Raw genomic sequence first — 16194 nt, 5'->3', positions numbered from 1 at the left:
GACGAGCATCTTCTGTGGCACAAAGGCCGCAGTCGGCGACATGCTTGCGTTAACCCGCAGTTCAACAAATTCGGCTATTGAACTTGCGAGTTTTGGCCAATAAACCGCACCGCGCAGACGAACCTCGACTGTGACGTTCCCATTTTCTTCGAAAGGCGTTCCTCCATGGGCAAGCCCATCGCACTCTTTTTTGCGTGTGCGGCACTGATCATTCTCGCCGGTTCCCTGATCGCTCCGGAGATCGGCGTGGCCAGCAAGCCGGGATGCGCCCCCGCCTATGGCGTGGACCCCTGCAAGACCGCCTCCATCACGACGGACAGCGTCGACCAGTAAGGTTGTATTCCTTAAAACAGCCCCCAAATTCCAGGCGATTTTCAACTTTCGTTTGATACGAAAGTCGTAGACGCTCGCATTTGAGTTTCCTCTTGTTTTCCTGAATACTTCCCTCCGGGAGAAGGGCAACAGCCCGCCCATACCGGGAGGAGAAGTTATGGCAACGCCTGATAAGAAGGCGCCGACGCGCCGTTCATTCCTGAAAATGGGCGCAACCACCAGTGGCGCCGTCGCAGCAAGCACACTCGCAACCCCAGCCGTTCTCGCACAAGCCCCGATCACCATGAAGATGCAGACGTCCTGGCCGGCGTCCGACATCTGGATGGATTTCGCGCGGCAGTATACCCAGCGCGTAGAAGCAATGTCCGGCAATCGGATCAAGGTGGATCTCCTGCCGGCCGGCTCCGTCGTCGGCGCCTTTCAGGTGCTCGATGCCTGCCATGACGGGGTCATCGACGCTGCCCATTCGGTCTGCGCCTACTGGTACGGCAAGCACAAGGGAGCATCGCTTTTCGGCACCGGCCCGGTTTTCGGCGGTTCGGCCACCACCATGCTCTCATGGTTCTACAGCGGCGGCGGGGCGGAATATTTCCGCGAACTGCAGCAGGACATCCTCGGCCTGAACGTGGTCGGTTTCCTGGGCTTCCCGATGTTCGCCCAGCCCTTCGGCTGGTTCAAGGGAGAAGTCAGCACTGTCGCGGACATCAACGGCTTCAAGTACCGCACCGTCGGCCTGGCGGCGGACCTTATGCAGGCGATGGGCATGTCGGTGGCGCAGCTTCCCGGCGGAGAGATCGTTCCGGCAATGGAGCGTGGCGTCATCGACGCCTTCGAGTTCAACAATCCTTCCTCCGACCTTCGCTTCGGAGCCCAGGACGTCGCCAAGCACTATTATCTTTCTTCGTATCACCAGGCCTCGGAAAGCTTCGAATTCCTCTTCAACAAGGACTTCTACGACGATCTGGATCCGGACCTGCAGGCGATCCTGCGCTACACCGTGGAATCGGCTTCGACCGCCAACACGGCAGCGGCAATGGACAATTATTCCGCCGACCTCCTCAAGCTTCAGAACGAGGCAGGCGTCAATGTCCACCGTACGCCGAAGGAAATCCTCGATGCGCAGATCGGCGCCTGGGACGATCTGATCGTCGAACTGGAAAAGGATGCCTTCATGAAAAAAGTGCTCGACAGCCAGCGCGCCTGGGTGGAGCGGGTCACCTATTTCGAGCTGATGGCATCACCGGACTATGCCGCGGCCTATGACCATTATTTTCCGAACAAGCTCAAGCTCTAGAAACTAGCGCCAGCCCCAGCCTAACCGGCCATAGGTACCGGGCATTTTTTCAGACCCATCGCATGTCTATCCGGCAGGAGACCTCTCCTGCCGGGATATCCTTGGAACAGAAAGACGTCCGTTCGATGGTGGCATTCATTCGTTTCGCCGATGCGATGTCGGCATGGTTCGGCAAGGCATTCGCCTGGCTCATCATTCTGATGACATTCGGCACCAGTTTCGAGGTTTTCGTCCGCTACGTCCTCGGACGGCCGACGCCCTGGGCGCTCGATATGTCCTTCATCATGTACGGCACCCTCTTCATGATGGGCGGTGCCTATACCCTTTCGCAAGGCGGGCATGTGCGGGGCGATTTCATCTATCGCCTCTGGAAGCCGCGGACCCAAGCCACGGTCGATCTCATACTTTATCTCATCTTCTTCTTTCCCGGCGTTACGGCGCTGGTCGTAACGGGGTGGAAATATGCCTTCCGCTCGTGGGGCTATGGCGAGGTCAGCATCAACAGCCCGGCCGGCATTCCGATCTACCAGTTCAAGACGGTGCTGGCGGCAGCCGGTGTTCTGCTTTTCATCCAGGGCATCGCGCAGGTGTTCCGCTGCATCAACTGCATCCGCACCGGCCGCTGGATCGAGGCGGAAGCGGAGGTCGAGGAAACCGAGATGCTGCTGATCAAGGAAAAACAGGCCGAACTTTCCGGGGACAAGGCATGACCGATCCCCAAGTCGCCCTGTTCATGCTCGGACTTTTCGTCTTCATCGTCTTTCTGGGTTTTCCGATCGCCTTCAACCTGATGGCGCTCGGCATCATCTTCGGCTACTACGCCTATTTCGAGCCCGGCCGCATGTGGCGCGCCTATAATCGGCTCGACGAGAATGCCGGCTGGTGGGACAGTATCAGCCTCTGGGTCGAGGGCTTCTTCAACAACCGCATCTTCGATCTCTTCATCAACCAGACCTATTCGGTGATGTCGAACGACGTGCTGACGGCGATCCCGCTCTTCCTGTTCATGGGATATATCATCGAGCGGGCCAATATCGTCGACCGGCTCTTCACGACCCTCAACATCGCCTCCAGAAACGTGCCGGGATCGCTTGGCGTCGCCGCACTCATTACCTGCGCCCTCTTCGCCACCGCCACGGGGATCGTCGGCGCGGTTGTCACGCTGCTCGGACTTCTCGCGCTGCCGCCGATGCTGAAGGCCCGTTACAACCATGCCTTCGCGACGGGGATCATATGCGCCGGCGGCACGCTCGGCATCCTGATCCCGCCCTCGATCATGCTGATCGTCTATGCCGCCACCTCGGGCGTCTCCATCGTCCGGCTCTATGCGGGCGCACTCATTCCCGGCTTCCTGCTGGTCGGGCTTTATCTGGTCTATGTGGTCGTTCGGGCCATGCTGCAGCCGAACGTGGCGCCGAGACCCGCGCCTGGAGAGGTGCCGGAAGTGCCCTTCGGCCGCATCGTCATCATGCTGCTGACCTCGTTCTTTCCGCTCGCCTTCCTGATCCTGGCCGTGCTCGGCTCAATCCTCTTCGGGCTTGCGACACCTTCGGAGGCAGCCTCCATCGGCGCGCTCGGCGGCCTGGTGCTTGCGGTCGCATACCGGGCACTGACCTGGGACCGGATCCGACAGAGCGTCTATCTCACGCTTCGCACCACCGCGATGGTGTGCTGGCTCTTCGTCGGCTCCTATACCTTCGCCTCGGTCTTCGCCTATCTCGGCGGCGAGCAGGTCATCTCGCAGTTCGTGCAGAGCCTGGACCTCACGCCCTTCCAGTTCCTGATCCTGGCGCAGCTCATCATCTTCCTGCTTGGCTGGCCGCTCGAATGGTCGGAGATCATCATCATCTTCGTGCCGATCTTCCTGCCGCTTCTGCCGATATTCGGGATCGACCCGCTGTTTTTCGGGATTCTGGTAGCGCTAAACCTGCAAACGGCATTCCTGACACCGCCGATGGCAATGTCGGCCTATTACCTGAAGGGGATCGCGCCTCCACAGGTCCGCCTGACGGAGATATTCTGGGGCATGCTGCCCTTTGTCGGCCTAGTCTTCGTGGCCATGGCTATCATCTACGCGTTCCCCGGCCTCGTCTTCTACCTGCCGGACCAGGTTTATGGACGATAAGAGCCAAGAGATGGAGGCGCCGGGGAACGGCGCCTCATCGACCTACCTCGATGCTATGGGAGATTGATATGCAGGACCGATTACTTGCCCTTCTCGCATTCCTGCTGCTCTGCGGCTTCCTCGCCGTTTTCCTGTGGCGGGTGCCGCGCGCCGACCTTGCGGTCCTGTTTGCGGTCACCGTCGCCATGGCGGGATACGACTTCTTCTTCTATCGCGGCGGCGATCACCACTGAGCTATCGGACTAGCGGTACAGCAGGAGGGCGGCGAGCCCGACCATGCCGATCAGAATACGCCACCATGCGAAGGGTGCGTAACCACGGCTGGAGACGAAATCGAGGAGAGAGCGCACCACGAGAAGCGCGGTGACGAAAGCGGCTATGAAGCCGATCGCGATTACCGCGGTGTCATCGAAGCTCAGCGCCGAACGGTTCTTGTAGAGGTCCAGCGTGAAGGCCCCGAGCATGGTGGGCATGGCCAGGAAGAAGGAGAACTCGGCCGCTGAACGCTTGTCGGCGCCGAGCAGCAGCGCGCCGACGATGGTCGCGCCCGAACGCGATGTACCAGGGATCATCGCGACGCATTGGCAAAGACCGATCTTCAAGGCGAGCGAGACCGGATAATCCATCACGTTGTGATATTTCGGCTGGAACTTCATGCGGTCGACGGCGAGCAGCACGAAGCCGCCGAGGATCAGCACGACGCAGATCAATATCGGGGTTTCGAAAAGCACGGTCTTGATGAAATCATGCGCGAGGGCGCCGATTACGGCAGCCGGCAGGAACCCGGCAAGAACCGTCGCCACGAAGCGGCGAGATTGCGTGCTCGTCGGCAAGGAGAGTGCGATCGACATGAGCTTCTGGAAATAGACGAGCAGGATCGCGAGTATCGCCCCAAGCTGGATCAACACCGCGAACGTGTTGCCTGGAGACTGGAAACCGAGGAAATGACCTGCAAGAAGCACATGAGCGGTGGAGGAAACCGGTATGAATTCGGTCAACCCCTCGATCAATCCAAGAACGAGGGCGCTGATGATCGACTGGTCGGGCATTCTTAATCCTTTGCTTAGGAAACGCGGGCAAATCTCGCTTGCTTGCCTCGCCCCTATCAAACCCATATAGCTGCAATATGTCAGCGGGTGCGCGACGCAGCCATGCCGTCTTTTAGTACAATAATCGCAAAGCGCCAGTAACGATGCCCACGCTCTATCACCATCCCATGTCTTCCGCTTCCCGGTTCGTCCGGCTGATTTTGTCGGAATACGGCTTCCAGGTGGACCTGATCGAGGAGCAGCCCTGGGAACGACGCCGCGAGTTCCTGACGCTCAACCCGGCCGCCACGCTGCCCGTCTATGTGGACGACAGCATGCGGGTTCTTTGCGGGCCGGCCGTGCTGATGGAATTCCTGGACGAGACCCACGGCGTTCTGAAACGCGACCGGCGGCTGCTGGCCGAAGATCCCTGGCAGCGCGCCGAAATCCGCCGGCTGACCGAATGGTTCCTGCAGAAGATGGAGAGCGACGTTACCCGGCCACTCACCCGCGAACGGGTCTACAAGCTGCAGATGACGGCGGCGCAGGGCGGAGGCGCGCCGGATTCGAAAGTGCTGCGCACCTCGCGCGCCAATATCCGTCAGCACATGAAATATCTCTCCTGGCTTGCGGGATCGCGGCCATGGCTTGCGGGCGACCGGCTGAGCTATGCCGATCTTGCAGCGGCAGCCTCGATTTCCGTGCTAGACTATATGGGCGAGATCGACTGGTCGGAGACGCCAATCGTCAAGGAATGGTATCAGCGGCTCAAATCCCGCCCATCCTTCCGGCCGCTGCTTGCCGAGCGCATCCGCGGCCTAACGCCGGTATCCCATTATGCGGACCTCGATTTCTGATAGGACAAGACCGGGCGAGCAGGCACCGGAAAAGGAAGCCCGCAGACGCGAGAAGCTGACCGCCTTCATCAGGGCGGAAGCCGCCGCGCAGGGCTTCGATCTCTGTCGCATCACGCATCCGGACAGCATTCCGCAGGCGCCTGGCCGTCTGCGGACCTTTCTGAACGACGGCCATCACGGCACGATGGAATGGATGGCCGAAACGCGCGAGCGCCGCGGCGACCCGAAGGTGCTGTGGCCGGAGGTGCGCTCCGTCGTCGTGTTCGGCCTCAACTACGGCCCGGACGAGGACCCGCGAGAGCTACTCGACAAACCGGAAAAGGCAGCGATTTCCGTCTATGCCCGCAACCGCGATTATCACGACGTGATCAAGGGGCGGCTGAAGGAGATCGCCACCCGCTTTGCAGCGCGGGCAGGCGAGGACGTGAAGGTCTTCGTCGATACGGCGCCGGTCATGGAAAAGCCGCTGGCGGAAGCTGCCGGGCTCGGCTGGCAGGGTAGGCATACCAACCTCGTCAGCCGCACGCATGGCTCCTGGATATTCCTCGGCAGCCTCTTCACCACAGCCGATCTCGACATCGATGCGCCGGAGATCGACCATTGCGGCTCCTGCCGCGCCTGTCTCGACGCCTGCCCGACAGCCGCATTTCCGGCGCCTTATCGGCTGGATGCGCGGCGCTGCATTTCCTATCTCACGATCGAGCACAAAGGGCCGATCGATCCCGAATTCCGGCCTCTCATCGGCAACCGCATCTATGGCTGCGACGATTGCCTCGCGGCCTGCCCATGGAACAAGTTCGCGGCAAGCGCTTCCGAAATGAAGCTGAAGGCGCGCGAGGACCTGAAGGAGCCGTCGATCGCCTTTCTGCTGACGCTGGACGAAGCCGCCTTCCGCAGCTTCTTCAGCGGTTCGCCGGTGAAACGCATCGGCCGCGATCGGTTTATCCGCAATGTGCTGATCGCGGCCGGCAATTCCGGTGACCGGAGCCTGATCGATCAATGCCGGATGCTGGCCAGCGATCCTTCGGCGACCGTTCGCGGCATGGCTATCTGGGCGCTGAAGCAGCTGATGACCCTTGAGGAATTCGCACGCTTCGCGGAGATGCGTGCGGGCGAGACGGACGCGGAGGTGCAAGAAGAATGGCGAATGGCGGGAGTGGCGTAATGCGAGTGATGATCTTCGGCTGCGGCTATTCGGGACAGGCAATCGCGGAAGCCTTCAAATCCGCCGGCTTCGCGGCTTCGGGAACCGTCCGCACACCAGAGAGTGCCGAGAAACTTGCAAAACAAGGCATCAAGCCTTTCATCTTCGACGGCAGCGCATTTGGCGACGAGCTTGCGGAGGAACTCGCCGAGGTAACGCACCTGGTGCAGTCCATCCCGCCCGGCGGCACGGGCGATCCGCTGCTGAAACTTGTGGCCGGGCGGCTTCAACAGGTTTGCCCCAAACTCCAGTGGATCGGCTATCTCTCGACCGTCGGGGTCTATGGCGACCATGGTGGTGGCTGGGTGACGGAGGAAACGCCCGGCAGCCCCATCCAGGGCCGGTCGATTGAGCGGGTCGATACCGAAGAAGCCTGGACGGCGGAAGGGGACGCGGTCCACGTGCCTGTGGCCCGCCTTCGGCTCGCCGGTATCTACGGGCCGGGCCGTAACGCCTTTGTCAATCTGGCGCGCGGCACGGCCCGGCGGATCATCAAGAAGGACCAGGTTTTCAACCGCATCCGGGTCGAGGATATTGCCGGGGCCGCGCTCCTCCTCGCCGAGCGCAAGCTCGGCGGCATCTATAACGTCACCGACGACGAGCCGGGGCCGCCGCAGGACGTGATCGTCGAAGCCGCCCGGCTGATGGGTGTGGAGCCTCCGCCGGAGCAGGATTTCGAGACCGCCGAGATGACACCGATGGCCCGTTCCTTCTACGGGGCCAACAAGCGGGTCTCGAATACGAAGCTCCGCGCGACAGGGTTCGAATTCCGCTTCCCAAACTATCGAATGTCGCTCGCCGAAATGTGGGATTCAGGTCGTTGGAAGGGATAAATTCCTAGCGTCAACTGGATGGAATTTCCTTCCATCCAGTGTCATCCGGTCATTTTTTCTTAATATCTGGGGCAAGCGATCCGGAAAATGCCCTGATTTTGGCAGTGCCTTGGCGCTCTGCAAAAATTTTTTTCTTCCGATTTCGTGAACATTGCCGCGCAGGCCGAAGAGAGGGAATGCTTTTCCGCTTTCCTCCTGTTTTTAAATGTTTTCTTTCCTTAATGCTTAGCCGGCTTCCGTCGAAATACAGCCAGCGATTGAGTCACAAATGTTACATGTTGTAACATTGCGTGATCGCTTATCCCTCTTTTTTGCCATCTTTGGCCGGATTCCAGCCAATTGCACGCAACGTGCAGGGACGATCGGACGGGACGACAAACGTGAATACAACTCCACGCTGGATTTTCGCTGCGGCCGCCATTGCTGCATTCTCGCTTCATGGCTCCGCACAGGCAAAGCCTACGCCCGGATGCGGGCACGCTTCCTGGTATGCCCTCACCTCCAAGACCGCGTCGGGCGAGCGGATGAACCCCGCCAAGCTGACGGCGGCGCATCGCTCGCTGCCTTTCGGGACCAAGCTCAAGGTCACTAACAAGCGCAATGGCAAGAGCGTCGTGGTGCGCATCAACGATCGCGGCCCGTTCATTCGCGGCCGGGTCATCGATGTTTCCAAGGCTGCTGCCCAGAACATCGGCATGGTGAGCTCCGGCACGGCACAGGTCTGCTACCAGATCATCGGCTGATCCGGCCAAAACCGGCTTGGCCCTTGCCCGGCAGCCCGATCACGGTTAGGACCCTCACCATACGGGTGCAACCGAGACGGAGAGCGACATGCGACTGGGCGGGCGAATGGCCGGAGCCATCGAGGTTCTGGCAGACATAGAAGCGCGCAAACGGCCGGTCGCCGACGCGCTCAAGGATTGGGGCCTGGCGCATCGTTTTGCCGGTTCCGGCGATCGCGCCGCTATCGGCAACATTGTTTACGACGCGCTCCGGATGCGGCTTTCGCATGCCTGGCTTATGGATGATGACGGCCCTGTCGCGCTTGCCTATGCGGTCCTCATCCGTCAGTGGGGTCTGACGCCGGAAATCCTGGCCGCCGAGTTTACCGATGACCGCTTCGCGCCGCCGACACTTGCCGAAGCGAACCTCTCGGCCCTCGCCTCTCGCAAGCTCGAAGACGCCCCCCTCCATGTGCAGGGCGACATCCCCGACTGGATTCAGCCTTCTCTCGAAGCCAATTTCGGCGAGGACTGGCTGGCGGAGGCCAAGGCGCTGGCCGAACGCCCCACCCTCGATCTCCGGGCCAATACCCTGAAGGCATCCCGTGAGAAGGTCGTGAAGGCGCTGGAACGCGCCGGTGCAAAACCTTCGCGCATCGCCCGAAACGGCATCCGGATCGCCGCCGGCGAAGGCGCATCCCGCCTGCCGAACGTGACCGCCGAGCTTTCGTTCCAGAAAGGCTGGTTCGAGGTTCAGGACGAGGGCTCGCAGATCGTTGCCGACCTGGTGCATCCCGGTGAGCACGACCAAGTGCTGGATTATTGCGCCGGCGGTGGCGGCAAGACCTTGGCGCTCTCGGCCGCCATGGGCAACAAGGGCCAGATCCATGCCTATGATGCCGACCGCAAGCGACTTGCGCCGATCATCGAGCGGCTGCGGCGGGCGGGTACCCGCAATGTGCAGGTACATGACGATCCGCGACAGCTCGAAGCCTTGAAGGGCAAGCTGCATGCGGTTCTCGTCGACGCGCCTTGCACGGGCACGGGCACCTGGCGGCGCCGGCCGGACACGAAATGGCGGCTGACGGCGAAGAACCTCGAAGAGCGCATCGCCCAGCAGCAGGAGGCGCTCTCGGAGGCAGCAGCCTTCGTGAAGCCGGGCGGCGCGCTTCTCTACGTCACCTGTTCCATATTGCCCGAGGAAAACGACACGCAGGCCGCCCGCTTCTGTGCCGAGAACCCGGAATTCTCCATCATGCCGGCGCTCGAAACCTGGGAGGAAGTCTTCGGCAAGGATGCCCCTAAGCCACGCTCGAAAGACGAGCGCACCGTAACACTCACTCCCGCAAGTACCGATACGGACGGCTTTTTCTTCTGCCGCATGCAACGCAAGGTTTGATCCGCCTTGAAGCGGATCAAGTATACTTCACTCTTTCAAAGTATTCTAAACTAGATAGTTTGACACCAGTTTGCATTTGCGCGATGACACGCCGGGCAGCGCGAAATTTCCCGTTGCGAAGGAGAGGGACAATGATCCGCAAGACCGTTCTCGGCGCCGCCATGGCGCTGCTCGCCGCCTCGGCGGCGTTCACCGTCGCGCCCGCGCAGGCGGCGACCGATGCCGCCGCCGTCGTGAAGCACTACACCGAACTGGCGCATGCGAAATACGAAGATTCGCTGACGACCGCCAAGGCCCTCGATGCTGCGATCGATGCCTTCCTGGCAAAGCCGAGCGAAGAGACGCTGAAGGCGGCGCGAGCCGCCTGGATCGTCGCGCGCGTTCCCTACCAGCAGACGGAAGTCTACCGCTTCGGCAATCCGATGGTCGACGAGTGGGAAGGCAAGGTGAACGCCTGGCCGCTCGACGAGGGCCTGATCGATTATGTCGATGCCTCCTACGGCACCGAAAGTGACGAGAACACCCTTTATACCGCCAATGTCATCGCCAATCCGAAGGTGACGATCAACGGGGAAGAGATCGACGCGACCAATATCACGCCCGAGCTCATCCGCAGCCTGCACGAGGCGGGCGAGATCGAGGCCAATGTCGCGACCGGCTATCACGCCGTCGAGTTCCTGCTGTGGGGGCAGGACCTTAACGGCACCGGGCCGGGCGCGGGCAACCGGGCCTATACCGACTACGACAAGGCCAATTGCACGAACGGTAATTGCGACCGCCGCGCCGCCTATCTGAAGGCTGCCTCCACGCTGCTCGTCTCCGACCTGGAGGAGATGGCCGCGGCCTGGGCCCCGGACGGCGAGGCCACGAAGGAAGTGGAAGCCGATCCCAAGGCCGGCCTCACCGCGATCCTGACCGGCATGGGCTCCCTCTCCTATGGCGAGCTTGCCGGCGAACGCATGAAGCTCGGCCTGCTGCTGCACGATCCGGAAGAGGAGCATGACTGCTTCTCCGACAATACCTACGCCTCGCACCTCAATGACGCGATCGGCATCAAGTCGGCCTACACGGGCGAATATGTCCGGATCGACGGCACGAAGCTCACCGGTCCCTCGCTTTCGGAGCTCGTTGCGGCCAAGGATGCCGCGCTCGACACCGAGGTGAAGGGCAAGCTCGACGCCACGCTTGACGCCATGAACGCCATGGCCGACCGCGCCCAGAAGATCGAGGCCTATGACCAGATGATCGGCGAAGGGAATGCCGAGGGCAACGCCGTCGTGCAAAAGGCGATCGACGGATTGATCGACCAGACCCGGTCGATCGAGCGCGTCATCGCATCGCTGGATCTCGGTACGGTCACCCTCGAAGGCTCCGACAGCCTCGACAATCCCGACGCTGTTTTCCAATGAGATGAAGAGGCCGGTCGCGGTATCCTCAACTACCGCGACCCGATGAATGATGAGAACGCCCAAAGCCGCACTGTTCCTGTTGCCCGTTCTTTCGGGCGTTCTCTTCCTTGCGCCGCTTGTCGCCGGCGGCGGAGAGGCGCTTTTTCCCACCGAACGTACCGATCTCAACCCGAAGGACCGCAAACGGGTCGAGAGCGTGACGCGTCCCGCCTCGGACTTTTCCAAACCAGAACAATTCGAGCGGATGCCGGCGGGTGCTGCGACCAGCAAGGCGATCGTCAACGGCGACGCCTTCTCGCATTTCTCCGCCAATCTCACCTTTGCCGAGGAAGAGACTTTCAAGCTCGGCAATGCGCTCTTCACCAAGCTCTGGGTTTCCTCTCCGTCTTCCACCCAGGCCTCCGACGGCCTGGGGCCACTCTTCAACGCGCGGGCCTGTCAGAGCTGCCACCTGAAGGACGGGCGCGGGCACCCGCCGGAAGGCTCGACGGATGCGACCTCGATGTTCCTGAGGCTGGCCCGGCCGGCGCGAACCGAGGAAGAGAAACGGGCAATCGCCAATCATGAAAAGCTCAATTTCGCGGATGCGACCTATGGCGAGCAGCTCCAGGATGCTGCGGTTCCCGGCCTGAAATCCGAAGGCCGCATGCAGATTACCTATGAGGAAACTCCCGTCACGCTCGGCGACGGCGAGGTGGTTTCCCTGCGCAAACCGACCTATTCGGTTTCCGATCTCGCCTATGGGCCGCTCGAGGCCGATGTGACGCTTTCGCCGCGCGTTTCACCGCCGATGATCGGCATGGGTCTCATCCAGGCCATCCACGAAGCCGATATTCTCGCAAAAGCCGATCCGGACGATATCGACCATGACGGCATTTCCGGCAGGCCGGCTTTCGTCCGCGATCACCGCACTGGCGGGTTGAAGCTCGGCCGCTTCGGCTTCAAGGCCCAGAATGCCTCGATCCGCGACCAGACCGCTTCCGCCTTTGCAGGCGATCTCGGCATTTCCACGCCGGACAGGCCCGTGAGCCATGGCGACTGCACCGAAGCACAAACCGCATGCCTCGCCATGCCAACTGGGGTACAGCCACGTCTCGGCGATACGGAGGCACCCGATCCGGTGCTCGACCTGGTCAGCTTCTATTCGGAGAACCTTGCAGTTCCCCTCCGGCGGGATCTCGATGATCCGACCGTGCTGCATGGCAAGGAAATGTTCTATCAGGCGGGCTGCACCTCCTGCCATACGCCGAAATTCGTGACCCGCCGCGACGCGGGAAACAAAGCGCATTCCTTCCAGCTCGTCTGGCCCTATTCGGATTTCCTGCTGCACGACATGGGCGACGGCCTTGCCGATGGCCAGCAGGTGGGCGTGGCAGACGGCCGCGAGTGGCGCACCCAGCCGCTCTGGGGCATCGGGCTTACGCAAACCGTCAACGGCCATACCTTCTTCCTGCATGACGGGCGGGCGCGAAACCTTACCGAGGCCATTCTCTGGCATGGCGGGGAAGCGACAAAAGCGCGGGATGCCTTTGCCGCACTTCCCAAGGATGATCGCGCAGCCCTCATTAAATTCCTGGAGTCGCTCTGATGCGTAAACTGCTTGCCGCTGGTCTCGTGGCACTCCTTCCTTTCGGCACTCTTGCGCAGGATGCCAATCCTTCCGGTGCCGTCGTGCTGACCGACGAGGGGGTCGGCGCGGTGATGGCCGCGGCGGTCGATGGTTTCATCCGCCCCGGCTACCGGGATTTTCACGCGGCCTCCGGACGACTGTCGACGGCGATGAGCGCGCTTTGCAGCTCCCCCTCCCCCGAAACCTATGAAGCGGCGAAATCGGCTTTCGTCGAAACGGCAGGACGCTGGGCGCACATCGAGGTCGTGCGGGTGGGACCGGTGATCGAGCAGAACCGTTTCGAACGCATCCTCTTCTATCCCGACCGCAAGAGCACCGGCCTCAAGCAGGTGCAGGCAATCCTTGCGAAGCCGGACGAAAGCGCCACCTCGGCCGAAACGCTGGCCGACAAGAGCGTCGCCATGCAAGGGCTCGGCGCGCTGGAATACCTGCTTTTCGGGACGGGTTCGGAAACACTGGGGGCGGAGAAGAACGCGTTCCGTTGCCGTTATGGTGCTGCAGTCGCGGGAAATATCGAGAGCATCGCCGCCGAGCTTGCCTATCTTTGGGACCGGCCGGACGGCATCCAGCAGGCCTGGAAACATCCGGGGCCGGACAATCCCGTTTTCCGCGACAGGCGCGAGGCGATCACCGCGCTTCTCGGCATTCTCGTCCACGGCGCCGAGACCGTGCGGGACCAGCGCATCGAGACCTTCTACAAGGGCCCCGACAGCGCCAAATTTCCGCGACAGGCGCTCTTCTGGCGATCCGCAAATACCTGGACCATGGTCAAAGGCAATCTGGAAGGACTGGATGCCCTGATGAAGAGTTCCGGCATGGTCAACCTGCTCAACGAAGACGAGCGCTCCATCATCTCTTCGATCGACTTCGTCATGAAGTCGATGATCCGGGTGGCCGGCACCATCGATCCGGATGTCGAAAAGGCTGTTGCTGACCAGACCGAACGTCAGAAGCTGGATTTCCTGCTGTTGAACGGCCGCGATCTCATCACCCGTCTCAACAATGGCTACGGCAGCGCGATCGGCCTTACCTCCGGCTTTTCCTTTTCGGATGGGGACTAGAAAACCATGTGGCGCGGGGAGGCCCTGGATCGGCGTGGTTTTCTGAAAGCGGCGGGTCTTGCCTTCACCGCCGCGCTTTCACCACGCTCCCTGATGGCGCTCGAACGCGCCGATGCGGTCTATGCCGCCGGTTTCAAGGCGCCTGACGGTTCCTTCGGCATCGCGACGGTTTCCGAACGGGGCGAGATCATCGACCGGGTGGCTCTTCCCGCGCGCGCCCATGGAATGGCCTACAGCGCTGCGGCCGGCCGAGTGGTGGCCTTTGCCCGCCGGCCCGGCACCTTCGCCATGATATTCGATCCATCGCGGCAAGCGGAGCCCGTCATCATCAGTTCGCCGGAAGGTCGGCACTTCTATGGTCACGGGCATTTTTCACCGGACGGCGCGCTCCTCTACACAAGCGAGAACGATTTCGACGGCAATCGCGGCATGATCGGCATCCATGATGCCCACGACGGCTTCCGCCGCATCGGCGAGTTCGACGCCCATGGCATCGGCACCCACGACATGACCGTTTCCGACGACGGCACGATGCTGGTCATCGCCAATGGCGGGATCGAAACGCATCCGGATTTCGGGCGCACCAAGCTCAACCTCGACCGCATGGAGCCTTCCCTGGTACTGCTCGACGCCAGGACCGGCGCGCTCATCCAGCGACACGGCCTACCCGCCCCGCTTCGCCAGCTTTCAACCCGCCATCTCGATATCGCCGACGACGGCCACATCTGGTTCGCCTGCCAATGGGAGGGCGCGCGCAACGAGCTGCCGCCACTTGCCGGCTGGTTCGCCAAGGGCGAAGACCTTTCCTTCATTTCCCTGCCGGAGGAAACGACGATGCGGCTCGGCAATTATGTGGGGGCGATCGCAGTCAATCGCCGCGAAGGCCTCGTCGGCCTCACCTCGCCCGTCGGAGGCGCCGCCGTGACGCTCGATGCCCGCACCGGCAGGGTGCTGAAGGAGGAAATCGTGCAGGATGCCGCCGGTGTCGCTCCTGCCGCGCATGGTATCGCGGTCTCCTCCTATGATGGCCGGTTCAACGAGACCCGCAGCGAAGTCGCCTGGGATCAGCATATCGTGCGGATAAGCTCCTGATCTTCTTCCAAACCGGTTTTTTAACCGCTTGCCGAAGCCTTTTCGACATGCCAGTTTTCGCGCCTGCGAAAGGATGAGAGATGGACGGAACGGATACCGGCGATTTCCGCGAGCGCGTGCAGCAGAGTTTTGGCCGCCAGGGAGCGATGGCGATGCTCGGCGCGGAACTGACACGCGTCGAACCTGCGATGGTCGAGATCGAGCTACCTTTCGATCCCAAGCTCACGCAACAGCATGGCCTGCTGCATGCGGGCGTGATTTCGGCCGCTCTCGATGCCGCCTGCACCTATGCCGCCTATACGACGATCGCACCCGATGTCTCGATCCTTACCATCGAGTTCAAGGTGAACCTGATGTCGCCAGGGCGCGGCGAGCGCTTCCTTTTCCGCGGCGAAATCACCAAGCCGGGCTCCACCATCATCGTCGCCGACGGACGGGCCTATGCAATCAGCGACGGCCCGGCCAAGCTGATCGCCTCCATGACGGGCACGATGATGGCGATCCGCGGCAGACAGGATCTCATCGGATGACATTTCCCTCTTCCCCAAGCGTGCTGAAACGGGTCGGCGACCGTTCCATCCTCTTCGTTATGGCGGTGGACGCGGAATACGGTCCCGCGCTCAAGGCCCGCATCAAGCCGCTGATGACCGGCGTCGGGCCAGTTGAAGCCGCCGTGGTGCTCTCCCATGCGCTGACGAAGCTGGAGGCGGCGGCAAGGCTTCCCGATCTCGTCGTCTCGCTCGGCTCCGCCGGCTCGCGCAACCTCGAACAGACCGAAATCTACCAGGTTACCTCCGTCGCCTATCGCGACATGGACGCCTCGCCGCTCGGCTTCGAGAAGGGCTGCACGCCGTTCCTCGATCAACCCGCAACCGTCCCGCTGCCGATACGCATTCCCGGTATTCCGGAAGCCTCCCTTTCGACGGGTGCGAACATCGTCTCGGGCGCCGCCTACGATCTCGTCGATGCCGACATGGTGGATATGGAAACCTTTGCGGTGCTGCGCTGCTGCCAGCTTTTCAACCTGCCACTCATCGGCCTTCGCGGCATTTCCGATGGGAAGGAAGAGCTGAAGCATGTCGGCGACTGGACCGAATACCTGCATGTGATAGACGGGAAACTGGCAGAAGCCGTCGATCGCCTGACGGAGGCGCTGGAAAGCGGCGATTTGGCCTTCTGAGACAGTTGCAAGAAATGCAAGTTTTCT

The 16194-nt window shown here is 61.6% G+C and carries 17 protein-coding genes; 16 read left to right on the top strand and 1 reads right to left on the bottom strand.

Annotated elements, in window-relative coordinates:
• The first annotated feature begins 165 nt into the window (after positions 1-165).
• The 5 genes from YH62_RS30475 (at position 166) to YH62_RS30470 (ending at position 3985) form a co-directional block, all read left to right on the top strand.
• Complete coding sequence (locus YH62_RS30475) at positions 166-333, top strand: hypothetical protein (RefSeq protein ID WP_170986300.1); 168 nt, start codon at positions 166-168, stop codon at positions 331-333.
• Between the two features lie 157 nt (positions 334-490).
• A complete protein-coding gene (locus YH62_RS09905; RefSeq protein ID WP_046794024.1) occupies positions 491-1627 on the top strand; it encodes a TRAP transporter substrate-binding protein in 1137 nt (378 codons plus the stop codon).
• Between the two features lie 125 nt (positions 1628-1752).
• Positions 1753-2337 carry a TRAP transporter small permease subunit gene (locus tag YH62_RS09900; protein ID WP_046794328.1) on the top strand — a complete coding sequence of 195 codons (585 nt, stop codon included), beginning with the start codon at positions 1753-1755 and terminating at the stop codon, positions 2335-2337.
• Positions 2334-3752, top strand: coding sequence for a TRAP transporter large permease subunit (locus YH62_RS09895; protein WP_046794023.1), 1419 nt, complete (start codon positions 2334-2336; stop codon positions 3750-3752). Before YH62_RS09900 ends, YH62_RS09895 begins: the two co-directional genes overlap by 4 nt.
• Positions 3753-3820: 68 nt before the next feature.
• Entirely contained in the window at positions 3821-3985 is a 165-nt protein-coding gene (locus YH62_RS30470; protein WP_170986299.1) for a hypothetical protein, read from the top strand.
• Between the two features lie 9 nt (positions 3986-3994).
• Here YH62_RS30470 and YH62_RS09890 read toward each other — a convergent pair whose 3' ends face one another.
• Positions 3995-4801 (bottom strand): undecaprenyl-diphosphate phosphatase, encoded by an 807-nt coding sequence (locus YH62_RS09890; protein WP_046794022.1) that lies wholly within the window; start codon positions 4799-4801, stop codon positions 3995-3997.
• 143 nt (positions 4802-4944) lie between these two features.
• On the opposite strand from YH62_RS09890, the gene YH62_RS09885 reads away from it, so the two are divergent.
• The 11 genes from YH62_RS09885 to YH62_RS09835 all read left to right on the top strand — a co-directional run bounded on the left by YH62_RS09885 (position 4945) and on the right by YH62_RS09835 (position 16167).
• Positions 4945-5637 carry a glutathione S-transferase family protein gene (locus YH62_RS09885; RefSeq protein ID WP_046794021.1) on the top strand — a complete coding sequence of 231 codons (693 nt, stop codon included), beginning with the start codon at positions 4945-4947 and terminating at the stop codon, positions 5635-5637.
• Positions 5618-6802, top strand: a complete 1185-nt coding sequence (queG, locus tag YH62_RS09880; protein WP_046794020.1) for a tRNA epoxyqueuosine(34) reductase QueG — start codon at positions 5618-5620, stop codon at positions 6800-6802. Before YH62_RS09885 ends, queG begins: the two co-directional genes overlap by 20 nt.
• Entirely contained in the window at positions 6802-7674 is an 873-nt protein-coding gene (locus tag YH62_RS09875; RefSeq protein WP_046794019.1) for an SDR family oxidoreductase, read from the top strand. Before queG ends, YH62_RS09875 begins: the two co-directional genes overlap by 1 nt.
• A 419-nt stretch (positions 7675-8093) precedes the next feature.
• On the top strand, positions 8094-8417 hold the full coding sequence (locus tag YH62_RS09870; RefSeq protein ID WP_245282080.1) for a septal ring lytic transglycosylase RlpA family protein: 324 nt from the start codon (positions 8094-8096) through the stop codon (positions 8415-8417).
• An 88-nt stretch (positions 8418-8505) separates the two neighbouring features.
• Entirely contained in the window at positions 8506-9795 is a 1290-nt protein-coding gene (locus YH62_RS09865; RefSeq protein ID WP_046794017.1) for an RsmB/NOP family class I SAM-dependent RNA methyltransferase, read from the top strand.
• A gap of 131 nt (positions 9796-9926) precedes the next feature.
• Positions 9927-11204 (top strand): imelysin family protein, encoded by a 1278-nt coding sequence (locus tag YH62_RS09860; RefSeq protein ID WP_046794016.1) that lies wholly within the window; start codon positions 9927-9929, stop codon positions 11202-11204.
• A 46-nt stretch (positions 11205-11250) separates the two neighbouring features.
• Complete coding sequence (locus YH62_RS09855) at positions 11251-12792, top strand: di-heme oxidoredictase family protein (protein ID WP_046794015.1); 1542 nt, start codon at positions 11251-11253, stop codon at positions 12790-12792.
• Positions 12792-13895, top strand: coding sequence for an imelysin family protein (locus YH62_RS09850; RefSeq protein WP_046794014.1), 1104 nt, complete (start codon positions 12792-12794; stop codon positions 13893-13895). Before YH62_RS09855 ends, YH62_RS09850 begins: the two co-directional genes overlap by 1 nt.
• Positions 13896-13901: 6 nt before the next feature.
• Positions 13902-14987 (top strand): DUF1513 domain-containing protein, encoded by a 1086-nt coding sequence (locus YH62_RS09845; protein ID WP_046794013.1) that lies wholly within the window; start codon positions 13902-13904, stop codon positions 14985-14987.
• A gap of 80 nt (positions 14988-15067) precedes the next feature.
• On the top strand, positions 15068-15517 hold the full coding sequence (locus YH62_RS09840) for a PaaI family thioesterase (protein WP_046794012.1): 450 nt from the start codon (positions 15068-15070) through the stop codon (positions 15515-15517).
• A complete protein-coding gene (locus tag YH62_RS09835) occupies positions 15514-16167 on the top strand; it encodes a 5'-methylthioadenosine/S-adenosylhomocysteine nucleosidase (protein ID WP_046794011.1) in 654 nt (217 codons plus the stop codon). The genes YH62_RS09840 and YH62_RS09835 overlap by 4 nt, the downstream gene beginning before the upstream one ends.
• Positions 16168-16194 lie beyond the last annotated feature (27 nt).

It is taken from the genome of Rhizobium sp. LC145 (assembly GCF_001005825.1).
Classification (GTDB): Bacteria; Pseudomonadota; Alphaproteobacteria; order Rhizobiales; family Rhizobiaceae; genus Neorhizobium.
The sequence above is the reverse complement of the archived record's forward strand: the minus strand, read 5'-3'. Positions and strand labels throughout refer to the sequence as shown.